The 16,142-nt window shown below is 72.9% G+C and carries 15 protein-coding genes; all 15 read right to left on the bottom strand.

Features of this window, described 5'->3' with window-relative positions:
* Nucleotides 1-4: 4 nt before the first annotated feature.
* Nucleotides 5-244 carry an RNA-binding protein gene (locus ACPPVS_RS06555; protein ID WP_426595222.1) on the bottom strand — a complete coding sequence of 80 codons (240 nt, stop codon included), beginning with the start codon at nt 242-244 and terminating at the stop codon, nt 5-7.
* On the bottom strand, nt 244-669 hold the full coding sequence (rpsP, locus tag ACPPVS_RS06550) for a 30S ribosomal protein S16 (RefSeq protein ID WP_426595221.1): 426 nt from the start codon (nt 667-669) through the stop codon (nt 244-246). The genes ACPPVS_RS06555 and rpsP overlap by 1 nt, the downstream gene beginning before the upstream one ends.
* A gap of 173 nt (nt 670-842) precedes the next feature.
* On the bottom strand, nt 843-1,937 hold the full coding sequence (locus tag ACPPVS_RS06545; protein ID WP_426595220.1) for an amidohydrolase family protein: 1,095 nt from the start codon (nt 1,935-1,937) through the stop codon (nt 843-845).
* Nucleotides 1,938-1,962: 25 nt separating this feature from the next.
* Nucleotides 1,963-3,564 (bottom strand): signal recognition particle protein, encoded by a 1,602-nt coding sequence (gene ffh, locus ACPPVS_RS06540; protein ID WP_426595219.1) that lies wholly within the window; start codon nt 3,562-3,564, stop codon nt 1,963-1,965.
* 10 nt (nt 3,565-3,574) lie between these two features.
* Entirely contained in the window at nt 3,575-5,401 is a 1,827-nt protein-coding gene (locus ACPPVS_RS06535) for a [protein-PII] uridylyltransferase (protein WP_426595218.1), read from the bottom strand.
* Between the two features lie 21 nt (nt 5,402-5,422).
* The gene (locus ACPPVS_RS06530) at nt 5,423-5,764 is read right to left on the bottom strand and encodes a P-II family nitrogen regulator (RefSeq protein ID WP_028047055.1); all 342 of its coding nucleotides are present in this window, start codon (nt 5,762-5,764) and stop codon (nt 5,423-5,425) included.
* The gene (locus ACPPVS_RS06525) at nt 5,764-7,044 is read right to left on the bottom strand and encodes an ammonium transporter (protein WP_426595217.1); all 1,281 of its coding nucleotides are present in this window, start codon (nt 7,042-7,044) and stop codon (nt 5,764-5,766) included. Before ACPPVS_RS06525 ends, ACPPVS_RS06530 begins: the two co-directional genes overlap by 1 nt.
* Before the next feature lie 374 nt (nt 7,045-7,418).
* Nucleotides 7,419-8,609 (bottom strand): signal recognition particle-docking protein FtsY, encoded by a 1,191-nt coding sequence (gene ftsY / locus ACPPVS_RS06520; RefSeq protein WP_426595216.1) that lies wholly within the window; start codon nt 8,607-8,609, stop codon nt 7,419-7,421.
* 37 nt (nt 8,610-8,646) lie between these two features.
* Entirely contained in the window at nt 8,647-8,964 is a 318-nt protein-coding gene (locus tag ACPPVS_RS06515) for a hypothetical protein (protein WP_426595215.1), read from the bottom strand.
* A 74-nt stretch (nt 8,965-9,038) separates the two neighbouring features.
* Nucleotides 9,039-12,608, bottom strand: a complete 3,570-nt coding sequence (gene smc / locus ACPPVS_RS06510) for a chromosome segregation protein SMC (RefSeq protein WP_426595214.1) — start codon at nt 12,606-12,608, stop codon at nt 9,039-9,041.
* A 52-nt stretch (nt 12,609-12,660) separates the two neighbouring features.
* On the bottom strand, nt 12,661-13,101 hold the full coding sequence (ndk, locus tag ACPPVS_RS06505) for a nucleoside-diphosphate kinase (protein WP_426595213.1): 441 nt from the start codon (nt 13,099-13,101) through the stop codon (nt 12,661-12,663).
* 37 nt (nt 13,102-13,138) lie between these two features.
* Nucleotides 13,139-13,540 (bottom strand): DUF4233 domain-containing protein, encoded by a 402-nt coding sequence (locus ACPPVS_RS06500; RefSeq protein ID WP_426595212.1) that lies wholly within the window; start codon nt 13,538-13,540, stop codon nt 13,139-13,141.
* A gap of 80 nt (nt 13,541-13,620) precedes the next feature.
* The gene (dhaM, locus tag ACPPVS_RS06495) at nt 13,621-14,322 is read right to left on the bottom strand and encodes a dihydroxyacetone kinase phosphoryl donor subunit DhaM (protein WP_426595211.1); all 702 of its coding nucleotides are present in this window, start codon (nt 14,320-14,322) and stop codon (nt 13,621-13,623) included.
* Nucleotides 14,319-14,951, bottom strand: a complete 633-nt coding sequence (gene dhaL / locus ACPPVS_RS06490; protein WP_426595210.1) for a dihydroxyacetone kinase subunit DhaL — start codon at nt 14,949-14,951, stop codon at nt 14,319-14,321. The genes dhaM and dhaL overlap by 4 nt, the downstream gene beginning before the upstream one ends.
* A 69-nt stretch (nt 14,952-15,020) precedes the next feature.
* On the bottom strand, nt 15,021-16,016 hold the full coding sequence (gene dhaK, locus ACPPVS_RS06485) for a dihydroxyacetone kinase subunit DhaK (protein WP_426595894.1): 996 nt from the start codon (nt 16,014-16,016) through the stop codon (nt 15,021-15,023).
* Nucleotides 16,017-16,142: the final 126 nt, after the last annotated feature.

Here is a 16,142-nt window from a genome sequence, read left to right as displayed (position 1 = left end):
AGCTTCAGCGCCGGTCGACGTCCACGACGTCGACGCGGACCGCACCGTCCGGGGAGAGCGCGCCGACGACCGTGCGCAGCGCGCGAGCCGTCCGACCGCCGCGACCGATCACACGGCCGAGGTCGTCCGGGTGCACGCGCACCTCGAGCAGGTCACCACGACGCAGCGTCGAGGCGTTGACCCGCACGTCGTCCGGGTGGTCGACGATGCCGCGCACCAGGTGCTCGAGCGCCTCCGCGAGCATCAGGCCTGCTCGTCCTCGGCCGGAGCCTCGGCAGCGGCAGCCTTGTCGGCGGCCTTCTTCTCGGACGCCTTGGCCTTGGCCTTCTCGGCGTCCAGGCCGACGGCCTCGATGGCAGCCTTCGGGTCGACCTTGTCGGCCTTGGTGCGCAGCGTGCCCTCCTGGCCGGGAAGGTTCTTGAACTTCTGCCAGTCACCCGTGATCTTGAGGAGCACGGCGACCTGCTCGGTCGGCTGAGCGCCGACGCCGAGCCAGTACTGCGCGCGCGCCGAGTCGATCTCGATGAGCGAGGGCTCCTCGGTGGGGTGGTACTTGCCGATCTCCTCGATGACGCGGCCGTCGCGCTTGGTGCGCGAGTCGGCGACGACGACGCGGTAGTACGGCTGGCGGATCTTGCCGAAACGCTTGAGACGAATCTTGGTGGCCACGGTGTGGTCTTCTCCTGAGGTCTGCTGAGGTGACGTTCCCGCGCATGGGCCCGTGGGGTGGGCGCGCCGGTTCGGTCGGGACACGACGAACGCAGGTAGAGGGGCTGCGGACGCCGGGTACAGCCGATCATTGTGCCAGATGCGCGGCTCGTCCCCCAACCACGTGCGCGAGGTCACGCCCGGGCGACGACGTCCCCGCGGAGCACGACCGCCCGCGGGTGCGCGAGCACCTCGATCTGCGTCCGCGGGTCTGCGTCGTAGACCACGACGTCAGCGCTCTCCCCCTCGGCGATGCTCGGCACCCCGAGCCAAGCGCGGGTCCGCCAGCTGGCCGACGCGACGACCTCGCGGGCGGGCAGGCCGGCGCGCACGAGCTCGGCCGCCTCGTCGGCGATCCGGCCGTGGCCGAGCGTGCCGCCCGCATCGGTGCCGACGAGGACCGGCACGCCCGCCTCGTGCAGGTCGCGCACCAGCTGGTACCGGTGGTCGTAGAGCGCCCGCATGCGCGCGGCGAACCGGGGGTAGCGGGCCTCGCCCTGCGCGGCGATCGCCGCGAACTGTCCGACCTGCAGCAGCGTCGCGGTGACCGGGACGCCGGCGGCGGCGATGCGGTCGATCTGCTCGGGCGTGGCCCCCGTGGCGTGCTCGAGGCAGTCGATGCCCGCGTCGAGCAGCGCGTCCAGCGACTCCGTCGCGAAGGTGTGCGCGGTCACCCTGGCGCCGACGCCGTGCGCCGCGGCCACCGCCTCCGCCAGCACGTCGTCGGGCCACAACGGCGTGAGGTCCCCGTCGGCGCCGAGGTCCCGGTCGATCCAGTCCGCCACGAGCTTGACCCAGCCGTCGCCGCGGGCGGCCTCCTCGAGCACCGCCGTCGGCAGGTCCGCCGGCGACGCGAGCTCGCGACCGTAGTGGCGCAGGTAGCGCTTGGGCCTCGCGAGGTGCCGCCCGGCACGGATCAGCCGGGGCAGGTCCGCGCGGTCGTGCACCCACCCCGTGTCGGCCGGTGAGCCCGCGTCACGCACGAGCAGGACCCCCGAGTCGCGGTCCGCGAGGGCCTGCAGCTCGGCGGTGGCCGCGTCGACGGGTCCGTCGGCCGCGAGCCCGATGTGACAGTGCACGTCGACCAAGCCCGGCAGCACCCAGCCGTCCAGGACCGCGGTCGCCTCCAGGGCCGGCCGCTGGAACGTCAGCCGACCGCCGACGACCCAGGCCTCACCGACCTCGTGGTCGTCGTCGAGGACGACCGTGCCGCGCAGGTGCAGGACCACAGGTCGCCGGTCCAGCGTCGCCGGCTCAGCGGCCGCCGAGGAAGCGGTCGAAGTCCGCGGGCAGGTTCAGGTCCGCGGGGTCGACGTCGACCGGCGCCTTGGGAGCCGCGACCCCGAACGCGGAACCGGGTGCGGACGCCGGGCGGCTGGTGATCCCGCGCTCCTGCTCCGCGCGCTTGGCCGGGTTGCCCGACTTCGCCTTGACCCGGCGGACCGGGGGCGCGGTACGGCCCTTCGACTTCTTGCCGCCCATGCCCGGCAGGTTGCCCATGCTTCCGGGCATGCCCGGGGGCATCCCGCCGCCCTTGGCCATCTGCTTCATCATCTTCTGCGCGCCGTCGAAACGCTCCAGCAGCTGGTTGACGTCGCTCGGCTGGGTGCCGGAGCCCCTGGCGATGCGGGAGCGGCGCGAGCCGTTGATGATCTTCGGGGTGCGGCGCTCCGCGGGCGTCATCGAGCGGATGATCGCCTCGATGCGGTCCACCTCGCGCTCGTCGAAGTTGTCGAGCGCCTCGCGCATCTGCCCCATGCCGGGCAGCATCCCCATCATCTTCTTCAGGGGTCCGGCCTTGCGCAGCTGCTGCATCTGGGACAGGAAGTCCTCGAGCGTGAGGTCCTGCCCGGAGGAGAGCTTGCCCGCCAGGGCCTCCGCCTCGCCCGCGTCGAACGCCTTCTCGGCCTGCTCGATCAGCGTCAGGACGTCACCCATGTCGAGGATGCGCGACGCCATGCGGTCGGGGTGGAACACCTCGAAGTCGGTGAGCTTCTCGCCCGTGGACGCGTACAGGATCGGGCGACCCGTGACGCTGGCGACCGAGAGCGCCGCGCCACCGCGGGCGTCACCGTCGAGCTTGGACAGCACCACGCCCGTGAACCCGACGCCGTCCTGGAACGCCTGCGCGGTGGTGACGGCGTCCTGGCCGATCATCGCGTCGATCACGAACAGGATCTCGTCCGGGTCGAGCGCGTCGCGGATGTCGGACGCCTGCTTCATCAGGTCCGCGTCGACGCCGAGCCGGCCGGCCGTGTCCACGATCAGGACGTCGTGCAGCTTCGACTTCGCCGTCGCCAGACCCTCGCGGGCGACCGCGACCGGGTCGGCGTCGGCCGGGAGAACGTCCTCGTGGCCCTGGTTGCCCTTGTGGGGCGCGAAGACGGGCACCCCGGCGCGCTCGCCGACGACCTGGAGCTGCGTGACCGCGTTGGGACGCTGCAGGTCGGCCGCGACGAGCAGGGGCGTGTGCCCCTGGGACTTCAGGTGCAGCGCGAGCTTGCCCGCGAGCGTCGTCTTGCCCGCACCCTGCAGACCGGCCAGCAGGATGACGGTCGGCGGGTTCTTGGCCAGGTTGAGCGTGCGCGTCTCGCCGCCGAGGATGGCGACGAGCTCCTCGTTGACGATCTTGACGACCTGCTGCGCGGGGTTCAGCGCGCCGGACACCTCGGCCGACAGCGCACGCTCGCGCACCGCACCGGTGAAGGAGCGGACGACGGGGACGGCGACGTCGGCGTCGAGCAGGGCACGACGGATCTCGCGCACCGTGGCGTCGATGTCCGCCTCGGACAGACGGCCCTTGGTGCGCAGGTTCTTGAAGGTCGACGTCAATCGGTCGGACAGGGTGGCGAACACCTGGCGATCCTCACGCTTCGGGGTGCTTGGGACGGGCTCCCTCAGAAGGGCCTAGCGTACCTGCCAGCGCGCGGGTGGCCCGCGCCGTGAGGTCGTCGACGAGGGTCGCGCGCCACGTGCTCCACGCCAACGGGCCCGCGGCGCCGGCGTCCGCCTCCGTCAGCGCGCGCAGCAGGACGAGCATGTCGGGGCGGTGGTCGACGGCATCGAGCAGCCGCGCCATCGTCGCCGGGTCGTCGGGGTCCGCCGTCGTCGCCAGCTCGGAGAGCGTGAGGTGCTCGCGCACCAGGCGGGTCACGTCGGCGACCACCTGCTCGTCGAACCCCATCCGGGTGACGATCGGTCCGGCCAGACGAGCACCCTCGATCGAGTGGTCCCCCGCACCCGCGCGCTTGCCGATGTCGTGCAGCAGCGCCGCGACCAGGAGCGTGTCGCCGTGCTCGACCACCCGCTTGTCCCGACCCGCGCGCGCCACCGTCTCGATGAGGTGCCGGTCGACGGTGTGCCGGTGGACCTGCGAGCGCTGGGGCCGGTTGCGGACGCCCGCCCACTCGGGGATCCAGGTGGTCACCACGCCGGCCAGGTCGAGCGCCTCCCAGATGGGCACCTGCGCGGGACCCGAGCCGAGCAGCTGCAGCAGATGGGTGCGCGCCGCCTTGGGCCACGGCGTCGGGAGCGGCGGCGTGGCCGTGAGGCTCGCCACCGTCACCGGCGACAGGCTCAGCCCGGTGCGGGCGGCGGTCGCGGCGGCGCGAAGGGAGAGCAGCGGGTCGTCGGCCGGCCGCGCGTCGACCGCCAGCACGATCTCGCCGTCGTGCTCCACCAGGTCCTCCCCGATGGAGCGCAGCCGCGGGGCGGTGCGCCGGCCGCGCACGAGCATCGCGGTGCGCGCGGGGCGCTGCAGCGCCTGCCGGGCGTTGCGCACGGTCGTGTCGAGGGCGTAGGAGATGACGCGGCCCGCCTCGGCGATGCTGGCCACGAGGTCGTCGCGGTCGTCGAACCCCACGAGCGCCGCGACCTCGTCCTGGTCCTGCAGCAGGAGCCGGTTGGTGTGCCGCCGGGTCACCACCTGGACCGTGTCGCGCACGTCGAGCAGATGCGCGTAGGCCATGTCGACCGCGCCGTGCGGGCGGTCGGTCAGCCACGTGGCCGCGAGCGCGCTGAGCACCACGGCGTCGCGGATGCCCCCGCGGGCCTCCTTGAGCTCGGGCTCGATCAGGTAGGCGAGCTCGCCGTGGCGGTCGGCGCGCTGCTTGGTCGAGCTCAGGAGCTCCGGGAGGCGGCGCCGCGCCGCGGAGCGCCAGTCCTCGAGCAGGGCGGACTTGGCGCGCGCGATGACCAGCGCGTCGCCTGCCACCGGCTGCAGGTCGAGCAGCCCGACCGCGGCGGGCAGGTCCTTGGAGGCCACCTGGCGGCACTGCGCCAGCGACCGCACCGAGTGGTCGAGGTCCAGCCCGGCGTCCCAGATGGGGTACCAGATGCGCTGCGAGAGGGCGGCGAGCTCCTCCGGGGAGTGCCCCCGGCCCTCGTGCACGAGCAGGAGGTCGAGGTCGCTCACCGGGCTGGCGTCGCCGCGTCCGATGCTGCCGACCGCGCCGAGGGCGATGCCCGAGACGTCCTCGCCCTGCGTGGCCAGCGTCCACTGCTCGCCGAGCCGGCGGACCACGAGGTCGACGATCGCGCGGCGGCGACCGACCCCGTCGGAACCCGGACCCGTCCTGCTCGCGGCGAGGTCGAGCCGTTCACCGCGGAGGTCCCGCACCCCCACCGGGGGGTGCGGGACCTCGGGCGACCCGTTCGCGGCCACGCCCCCCGCGGGCGGCCGTTCCTGTGTCATGTTGTGCCGTGGACCGTCCTGCTAGAGCGCGTCGTCGCCGTGCTCACCGGTGCGGACACGTGCGACGTCCTCCACCGGCACGACCCAGACCTTGCCGTCACCGATCTTGCCGGTCTGGGCGGCACGGATGATGACCTCGGTCACGCCCGCCACGTCCTCGTCGGTGACCAGGACGTCGATCTTCACCTTGGGCACCAGGTCGACCGTGTACTCGGCCCCCCGGTAGACCTCGGTGTGGCCCTTCTGACGGCCGTAGCCGCTCGCCTCGCTGACCGTCAGCCCGCGAACTCCGGCGGCCTCGAGGGCCGACTTCACGTCATCGAGCCTGTGCGGCTGAATGACAGCCGTGACGAGCTTGGTCATCAGTTCACCTCCGTCAGGACCCGGGTTCCACCCAGGGTCTCGTACGCCGTCTCACCGTGCACTGCCAGGTCGATGCCGTTGACCTCGTCGTCCTCGCTCAGCCGCAGACCCGTGATCGCCTTGATGATGAAGCCGATGACGGTCGTCAGGATGAACGAGAAGAGGACGGCGAAGCCCGCCACGACGGCCTGGGACGCGAGCTGCGTCCACCCGCCACCGTAGAACAGACCATTCTTGGCGCCGTCCGGGTACCAGCCACCCTGCAGGTTCGTCGCGAAGAGCCCGATCAGCAGCGTTCCCGTGATGCCACCGACGAGGTGCACGCCGACCACGTCGAGCGCGTCGTCGAAGCCGAACTTGAACTTGAGGCCGACCGCCAGGGCGCAGACCACACCGGCGATGGCGCCGATGAAGATCGCACCGTACGTGTCCACCGCGGCCGCGGCCGGGGTGATGGCGACCAGACCGGCCACGATGCCCGATGCGGCACCCAGGGACGTCGCGTGACCGTCGCGGATCTTCTCCACGATCAACCAGGTGAGCATCGCGAGGCAGGTGGCGACGAAGGTGTTGACCCACGCGCGGCCGGCGGTGCCGTCAGCAGCGCCCTCCGACCCGGCGTTGAACCCGAACCAGCCGACCCACAGCAGACCGGCACCGAGCATCACGTAGGGCAGGTTGTGCGGCCGGATCGGCTCCTTCGGCCAGCCCTTGCGCTTGCCGAGCAGGAGCACGAGCGCGAGACCCGCTGCACCGGCGTTGATGTGGACGACCGTCCCACCGGCGAAGTCGATGGGCGTCGAGAGCCAGGTGGAGACCTTGCCACCGACGCCCAGGAAGCCGCCGCCCCACACCATGTGCGCGAGCGGGAAGTAGACGACCGTCGCCCAGACCACCGTGAAGGCGACCCAGCTGCCGAACTTGATGCGGTCGGCGATCGCGCCCGAGATGAGCGCGACGGTGATGACGGCGAACGTGGCCTGGAACCCGACACCGACCAGGGCGGGGACGCCGGTCAGGGCGCCGAGACCCTTGTCGTCGGTCAGGTCGTTCAGGCCGAAGTACGTGAACGGGCTGTTGAAGAACTGCCCGATGCCGTCGACCTTGGGGCCGAACGCCATCGAGTAGCCGTACATCACCCAGATGAACCCGACGGTCCCGACCGAGATGAAGTTCATCATCAGCATGTTCAGGACCGACTTGCTGCGGACCATGCCCCCGTAGAAGAACGCCAGGCCGGGGACCGTCATCATGAGGACGATCGCGGCAGACGTCATCATCCAGGCAGTGTTGCCGGAATCCAGTGCAAAACCCTCGGAGACCAAGGTGGAGCCCATTACGCGTCTCTCCCTCCGCCGACCTGGCGGCCGGACGGGACAACAGTCGGGGAGGCCCGTTTCCTTCGTTCACCGGGGACGTTACGGCCGTGTGACAAGCGCCCATCTCGCGTAAACGTTCGATTTCGTGGTGAGCGGTCGTCCAGGAGCCCCGGGCGCCTCCGGGGGCGCGTCGCACCAGGTCAGGGCGCCTTCCGGTCGCGTGACGGACTCAGTGACCGGTCGCCGTGCACCTGTCATGGTGCGTCACCCGGCAGCCCCGACCACAGCGCAGAGTTCCGCACAAAGGCGTCGCCGGGCTCGGGTCGACGTGACGGTCAGCCCTCGAGCAGCCCGTCCACGAACGACGCCGCGTCGAACGGGGCCAGGTCGTCCGGGCCCTCGCCCAGGCCGACGAGCTTGACCGGGACGCCCAGCTCGCGCTGGACCGCGACCACGATCCCGCCCTTCGCCGTGCCGTCGAGCTTGGTCAGCACGATGCCCGTGACGCCCGCGACCTCGCTGAAGACGCGGGCCTGGTTCAGACCGTTCTGGCCGGTCGTCGCATCGAGCACGAGGAGCACCTCGGACAGCGGGGCCTCGCGCGTGATGACGCGCGTGATCTTGCCCAGCTCGTCCATCAGCCCCGCCTTGTTCTGCAGGCGGCCGGCCGTGTCGACGAGCACGACGTCGACACCCTGCGCCTTGCCCGTGCGCACGGAGTCGAACGCTACGGCCGCCGGGTCCGCACCGTCGCGGTCCGAGCGGACGGTCTGCACGCCGACCCGCGAGCCCCAGGTCTGCAGCTGGTCGGCGGCGGCGGCGCGGAAGGTGTCCGCGGCCCCCAGGACGACGGTCTGCCCCTCGGCGACCAGGACTCGGGCGAGCTTGCCGACGGTGGTCGTCTTGCCGGTCCCGTTGACGCCGACGACCAGGACGACGGCCGGTACGGCTGAGCCGTCGTCCGCGGCGGTCGGCGACGTGTTGATCGACCGGTCGAGCGAGGGGTCGACGAGCGCGATGAGCTGCTCACGCAGGAGGGCGCGCACCGCCGCGGGGTCCTTGACGCCGTCCACGCGGACCCGCGTGCGGAGCGCCTCGATCAGGTCACCGCTGGGCCCGGCCCCCACGTCGGCGAGCAGCAGCGTCTCCTCGAGCTCGTCCCAGTCGTCCTCGGTGAGGTGGTCGCGCGAGAGCACCGCCAGCAGTCGTGAGCCCAGCGGGGAGCCGGACCGGGCGAGCCGCGAGCGCAGCCGGGTCAGCCGTCCCGCGACCGGCTCGGGGACCTCCAGGACGGGTGCCTGTGCGGCTTCGTCGGGAAAGAGCTCCTCGGGCGCCTCGACCGGCTCGGCGGGCGGAGCGAGGTCGACCGACGGAGCGAGGTCGACCGACGGCGCGACGACCGGTGCCACCGGCTCCTCGTCGCCCAGGTCGGGCCGACGTCGACGCACCAGTGCCGTCGCGAGCACGACGAGCAGGGCGATCGGGATGCCGGCGGCGAGAAGGATCTCGATGCTGTCGTTGGTCACCGGGACAGTCTGTACGGCCGCGGCGCCCCGAAGCGAGTCAGCGGCGCCGGCCGGGCAGAACGCCGACGGCCTTGGCCCGTGCGTCGTGCAGCGTGGCCGCGAGGTCGTCCACGTGCAGGTACGGGTCGCCCTCCTCCACGGTGACGCTCAAGAACTCGGCCAGCGAGACGTCCACCGGCTCGGCCGTCGCCGCGGCGCCGACCGCGGCATCTGGGTGGTCACGCCCGGTCAGACCGGCGCGCAGCGCGGTCAGCGGCGACTCACGGCGGTCGCGACGCGTGCTCACGACGCTGGCCACGAGCAGCACACCACCCGCGGCGAGCAGGGCGACGAAGATCGCAACGAGGATCGGCATGTCACCCAGTCTCCGTGTGCGGCCTCGCCGAGGCAGCCTCGAACCCCCCGCGTCGGCAGAACCGCACACAACCTTCACACGCCGGCTGCGACGTCCTCGCGCATCCGCTGGCTGATGACCGTGGTCACGCCGTCCCCGCGCATCGTCACACCGTAGAGCGCGTCGGCGATCTCCATGGTCCGCTTCTGGTGCGTCACGACGATCAGCTGAGAGTCCTCCTGCAGCTCGCGGAAGATCTCCAGCAGGCGGCCCAGGTTGGCGTCGTCGAGGGCCGCCTCGACCTCGTCCATCACGTAGAACGGGCTGGGTCGCGCCTTGAAGATGGCGACGAGGAGCGCCACGGCCGTCAGCGACCGCTCCCCACCCGAGAGCAGGGACAGTCGCTTGACCTTCTTGCCGGCGGGCCGAGCCTCGACCTCGATGCCCGTGGTGAGCATGTTGTCCGGGTCGGTGAGCACGAGGCGTCCCTCGCCGCCGGGAAAGAGCCGCGGGAAGACGACGTCGAACGCGGCCGCGGTGTCGCGGTAGGCGTCCGCGAAGACCTGCTCCACGCGCTCGTCGATCTCCTTGACGATCTCCAGGAGGTCGGCACGCGACTTCTTCAGGTCAGCCAGCTGTTCGACCAGGAACTGGTGGCGCTCCTCGAGCGCCGCGAACTCCTCGAGCGCGAGCGGGTTGACGCGGCCGAGCAACGACAGCGCGCGCTCGGCGGCCCGCAGCCTCTTCTCCTGCTGCTCGCGGACGTACGGCACGGCGGTCGGTTCGTCGGAGTCCGGGTCCGGAGCCGGGACGACCGGCACGTCCTGGTGCGGGCCGTACTCCTCGATCAGCACGGCAGGGTCCAGGCCGAGGTCGTCCACGGCCCTGGCCTGCAGGGCCTCGATGCGCAGTCGCTGCTGGGTGCGCGCCATCTCGTCGCGGTGGGCGACGTCGGTGAGCTGGGCGAGCTCGCCGGCCCGCACGTCGACCTCGGCGCGCGCCGCGGACACGGCCCGGTCCCGGTCGCCGCGGGCGGTCTCGGCGGCGTCACGCTCGGCCGAGGCGCGCCGCAACGACTCGTCGAGAACCTGCAGGGCGCGCTGAGCGCCGTCCCGGACGGCCTCGGCCACACCGGCCTGGCGCGCGCGCGACCGTTCCCGCTCCGCGGCGCGCTCGCGGGCGACCCGTTCGGTCTGCGCGGCCCGTTCCAGCGACTCGGCCCGACCGGACAGGGCACGCGCACGCTCCTCGCCGGTCCGCAGGGTCAGGCGCGCCTCCGTCTCGCGGGCGCGGGCGCCGGACGCCAGCTCGGCCAGACGGTCGCGACGAGCACTGCCCTCGACGATCGCGGCCTCGCTCTCGGCCGGCTCGACCTCGGCGGCGGCGAGCCGTTCGGTCAGCTCCGTCAGCTCCGCGGAGTCCGCCTCGAGCGTCGTCGAGGCGCCGTCGAGGGACGTCTGCATCCGCGCAGCCTCGGCGTTCGCGGCGCGGGCGGCCGAACCGAGGTGGCCCAGCTGCTCGGCGACGGCGGCGAGGGCCGCGTCGGACTCGTTGAGCCGGTCCAGCGTCGCCTCGTGGGCCGCCCGTGCGGCGGCGAGCGCCTCCGTCGCGCTGCCCAGCTCGAACCGCACCCGCTCGCCCGCTGCGGTCGCCTCCGCCGCGCCCGTCCGGGCCGCCTCGAGGGCCGCCTGCAGGTGCAGCGCGCTGGGCGCGGTCGCGGAACCCCCGGACGCGCGGTGCTGGGACAGCACGTCACCGGACCGGGTCGCGACGACCAGGTCGGGGCGGGCGGCGACGATGGCCCGGGCCGCCGCCAGGTCGTCGACCACCACGACGTGCGCGAGCAGGGTCTCGACGGCCGCGCGCACGTGCGCCGGGGCCCGGACCAGGTCGACGGCGCGGTCGGCGCCGGCCGGCATGTCGCTGACCGGCGCGACGGCAGGCTCGTCGGCGGCGCTGACCAGCAGCGTCGCCCGACCTGCGTCCTCGGTGCGCAGGTAGCGGATGGCGTCGACCGCGGCGTCCACGGAGTCGACCGCGACCGCGTCGGCGAGCGAGCCGAGGGCGGCGACGATGGCCTCCTCGTCCTTGGGGTCCACCGCCAGCAGCGCGGCGACCGAACCGACCAGGCCCGGCTGACCGTCCGCGGCGAGGAGCGCACCCACACCGTCCTTGCGGGTCAGGCTGAGCTCGAGGGTCTCGGCGCGCGACTCCAGGGCGGTCCGCTCACGGTCGGCGGCGCTCAGCTGCTCCTGCAGGGCGGCGAGCCGTTCGGTGGCCCCCTCGAGGGCCTCGACGGCGGCCTCGTGCTCGGCGTCCAGACCCTCCTCGCCCTCCTCGACGCCGGCGACCTGCGACTCGAGCACCGCGAACTGGGTCGTGGCCTCCTGGCCGCGCGCCTCGGCCGCCGCGAGCGACTCGCGCAGGCGACCGATCTCCGCCTGCGTGGCCTCGACGCGGCTGCGCCGGGCGGCGACCTGCCCGGCGAGCCGCGCGACGCCCTCGCGACGGTCGGCGGCGCCACGCAGGGCCGTCGCGACCTCCTTCTCCGCACGGGTCGCCTCGGCCTCGGCCTGCTGGCGCGCCGTCACGGCCGCCTCCAGGCCCACGCGGGCGATCTCCACCTCGCTGGCCAGCTCCGCCTCGGCGGACCGCACCCGCTCGGCCTGGGCGGCCAGGTCGTCGGGGTCGGCGCCGCCGGAGCGCTCCGGGCCGGCGCTGCCGAGCAGGCGGACCCGGTCGGCCGCCAGCGACGCGGTGCCGCGCAGCCGCTCCCGCAGCGAGGACAGCCGGTACCAGACCTCGCTGGCCTCGCTGAGCGCCGGGGCCGCCTCGGCGGCCTCCCGCTCGAGCGTCGCGAGCCGGGCACGGACCTCGGCGAGAGCGGCCTCGACCTCCTCGCGCCGGACCCGCAGCGCGCTCTCGTCGGCGATCTCCTGCTCGAGCGTGGACGTCAGCTGGGCGAGGTCGTCGGCGAGCAGGCGGGCACGGGCGTCGCGCAGGTCCGCCTGGACGGTCTGTGCCTTGCGCGCGACCTCCGCCTGCCGACCGAGCGGGCCGAGCTGTCGTCGGATCTCGCCCGTCAGGTCGCCCAGCCGCGTGAGGTTGGCCTGCATGGCCTCGAGCTTGCGGAGCGCCTTCTCCTTGCGCTTGCGGTGCTTGAGGACGCCCGCGGCCTCCTCGATGAAGCCGCGCCGCTCCTCGGGCGTCGCGCGGAGCACGGCATCCAGCTGTCCCTGGCCGACGATCACGTGCATCTCGCGGCCGAGGCCCGAGTCGGACAGCAGGTCCTGGATGTCCAGCAGGCGGCAGCCCTGGCCGTTGATCGCGTACTCTGAACCGCCGTTGCGGAACAGGGTGCGCGAGATCGTGACCTCGGAGTACTCGATCGGCAGGGCGCCGTCGGCGTTGTCGATGGTCAGCGACACCTCGGCGCGGCCGAGCGGCGGCCGCCCGGTCGTGCCGGCGAAGATGACGTCCTCCATCTTGCCGCCGCGCAGCGACTTGGCACCCTGCTCCCCCATCACCCAGGCCAGCGCGTCGACCACGTTGGACTTGCCCGAGCCGTTGGGCCCGACCACGCAGGTGACGCCCGGCTCGAAGTTCAGAGTCGTCGCCGAGGCGAACGACTTGAACCCCCGCAGGGTGAGGGTCTTGAGGTGCACGCCCAGAGCCTAGACGGATCGACCTGCCCGACCGCGCAAGGAAGTGCTTGTGTCAACGGCCGAGGGTCGGGAACCACAGGGCGATCTCGCGGTCCGCGGACTCGGACGAGTCGGAGCCGTGCACCAGGTTCTGGATGACCTTGAGGCCCCAGTCGCGTCCGAGGTCGCCACGGATGGTGCCGGGCGCCGCGACGGTGGGGTCGGTGGCACCGGCCAGCGACCGGAAGCCCTCGATCGCGCGGTGGCCCTCGACGACGACGGCGAGCACGGGGCCCGAGCGCATGAAGTCGACCAGCGGCGTCAGGAACGGCTTGCCGGCGTGCTCGGCGTAGTGCTCGGCGAGCAGCTCCTCGGTGGGCTCCCGAAGCTCGACGGCCGCCAGCGCGTAGCCCTTGGCCTCGATGCGCCGCAGGATCTCGCCCGTCAGCCCGCGCCGGACGCCGTCCGGCTTGACGAGGACGAGGGTGCGCTGCGTGGTCGGTGCGTCAGTCATGGCCGTCACCCTAACGGGGCCCGCTGTCGAGGTGACGTCAGGGGCCGACAGCGCCGGGGTGAGCGGCGTCATACTCCGCACGCTCGCGGTCGATGCGGCCGCCGAGGCTCAGCGCGACCCACCACAGCACCACGAACAGGCCGCCGATGACGAACATCATGGGCACCCAGATCCCGCCGACGAGCACGAGGACCTGCCCCACCCAGCCCGCGGCATAGCCGCCCGGACGCGAGACGAAGCCCGACAGAAGGATCAGGATCGCCGACAGGCCGAGGCCGACCAGCCAGACCGTCGCCGTCGGGGCGAGCCGCAGGCCGTACGCCACGAGCGTTGCGAAGAACACGAGGACCGCCTCGAGCACGAGGATCGTCTGCGTGAACTGGGGCTTCGCGGGGCGCTTGCGGCGCACGGCGGAGCCGCTGCCTGCGGTGGAGCTCATGCGCCCAGATTACCGGCGAGCGGGCGCGTCCAGCTCCGCCAGCGGCTCGCGGTGCGGGCTCGGGATCTCCGAGGGGCGGGTCAGACCTCGCCGAAGCCGCCTTCGACCGCCTCGACGAGGGCCGCGACCGCGTCGGCCGCCTGGGGACCCTCAGCCTCGACGCGCAGCTCGTGGCCCTCGGTCGCGCCGAGCTTCATCAGCGCCAGCACGCTCGCCCCGTTCGCGCCGTCCACCTGCACCTTCGCGTCGTACCCGGCGAGCATGCGTGCGAGCACCGCCGCCGGCCGCGCGTGCAGACCGAGCGGGTTCCGGACCGTCACCGTCGCGCGGACCACCCCGTCCTGGGCGACGGGAGCCTCGGCGGCCGGGGCGGCCGGGGACGCGAACATCCCACCGGCGGCCTCTGCGGAGGCGAGCACCGCGCTCAGGTCGGCTCCACCGTGCGCCGTCACCGCAGCCGCGACCGCACCCTCGACGAACGGGGCATCGGCCAGCCGCACCCGCGCCGCGACGTCGGCGTCGGCGAGCTCGAGCACCGACTCCGTGGTGAGCACCGCGGAGCCGAGGTCCGTGAGCACGACCGCCGAGCCGCCGTTCGCGGTCGCCGTCCCGAGCGCAGCCTCGATGGCGTCGAAGCTGGTCCCGATCCCGCCGTCGTCCATCCCGCCCGCGGCGATCAGGAGCACGCCCGGAGCCATCTGGCCGGCCAGCTCGGCGGCGCCCTCCGCGAGCGCGCGGGAGTGCGAGACGAGCACGAGCGCGACCCGTGCGTCCCCGCTCACCCCGCGGCCTGGGCTGCGGCCCGCAGGATGAGCTCTGTCGAACGCGCCCCCGGGTCCATGTGGTGCTGCGAGCGCTCGCCCAGATAGCTCGCACGGCCCTTCGTCGCGATGAGCTCGATGGTCGACTCTGCGCCCGTGGTGGCGGCCTGGGCGGCCGCCTCGAGGACGGCGGCCGGCGTGGCGCCTCCGTCGGCCGCCGCGACGGCGGCCTCGACCGCCGGCGACCAGGCGTCGACCATCGTCTTCTCACCGGTGTGCGCCTTGCCGCGCGCGACGATGCCCTCGAGCGCCCCTTCGAGCAGGGCGACCACACCGTGGCTGTCCAGCTCGGGGACCCCGGTGGCCTTCGCGGCGCGCAGGTAGGCGGTGCCGTAGAGCGGACCGGCGGCACCGCCGACCGTGGACATGAGCGTCGTGGCGACGAGCTTGAGCACCTCGCCGATGTCCGCCGGCTGCTCTGCGAGCGCGTCGAGCTTGGCGGTGACGGCGGTGAAGCCACGGAACAGGTTCTCGCCGTGGTCCCCGTCTCCGATCTGCCGGTCGAGCTCGATCAGCTCGGACCGGTGCTCGGTGACGGTCTGCGCTGAGAGGCGCACCCACTCGATCGCCCACGCGACGTCCAACGTCATACCCACGCTCCCATCGACAGTTCCCGAGGCTGAACTCCCTGCATCCCGCCCGTGCTCACGGGCGCCTGCTCACCAACGCAGCGCCGTCGTGTGCACCGGGGCGTCCCACAGGGCCGTGAGCTCGTCGTCCAGACGGAGCACGGTCACCGAAGCACCCTGCATCTCCAGCGAGGTCACGTAGTTGCCGACGAGCGAGCGGGCCACGACGACCCCCTGCTCCTCCAGCAACGCGCGAGCCCGACGATAGACGACGTAGAGCTCCGAGGCAGGCGTGCCGCCCATGCCGTTGACGAACAGGAGAACACTCTCACCGGACGTCAGGGCCAGATCCTCGACCACCGGCGTCAGCAGCATCTCCGTGATCTCGTCGGCGCTCGCCAGCGGGATGCGCCGCCGACCGGGCTCCCCGTGGATGCCGATGCCGATCTCGATCTCGTCGTCGGGCAGGTCGAAGCTCGGCTTTCCCGCGTGAGGGACGGTGCAGGCCGTCAGGGCGACGCCCATCGAGCGCACGTTCGCGATGACCTTCTCCGCGACCGCGGTGACCGCGTCCAGGTCGTCACCGCGCTCTGCCGCCGCGCCCGCGATCTTCTCGACCGCCACCGTGCCCGCGACACCGCGCCGACCCGCCGTCCACAGCGAGTCCTCGACCGCCACGTCGTCGTTCACGATCACAGTGCGGACCGTGACGCCCTCGGCGTCGGCCAGCTCGGCCGCCGTCTCGAAGTTGAGCACGTCGCCGGTGTAGTTCTTGACGATCGCGAGCACCCCTGCGCCCCCGTCCGACGCGTGCAGCGCCGGTGCGATCTGGTCGGGCGTCGGCGACGTGAAGACGGCGCCCGGTACGGCCGCGTCCAGCATCCCGACACCCACGAAGCCCCCGTGCAGCGGTTCGTGCCCGCTCCCACCACCGCTGACCAGCCCGACCTTGCCGGCCACTGCCCCGCCCGCCCGCGTGACGAACCACGGGTCGCTCTGCACGGAGATCACGTCGGCATGTGCCGCCGCGAATCCTTCGAGCGACTCGGCCACGACGGTCTGCGGGTCGTTGATGAGCTTCTTCACTGCAGCCATCCCTTCCTTCGGGCGCCCGCCGTGGGCCCCGCGCACTTCGCGTCAGCGACCGCTTTGTCCCGACATGTTCACCCTGAGGTCGTCCGTTCGGGGTCGTCAAGGCGAGAACGTGCGCCA

The organism is Cellulomonas sp. McL0617, from assembly GCF_049994875.1.
Classification (GTDB): domain Bacteria; phylum Actinomycetota; class Actinomycetes; order Actinomycetales; family Cellulomonadaceae; genus Cellulomonas.
Note: the sequence above shows the minus strand (reverse complement) of the source record. Positions and strands in the feature narration are given on the sequence as shown.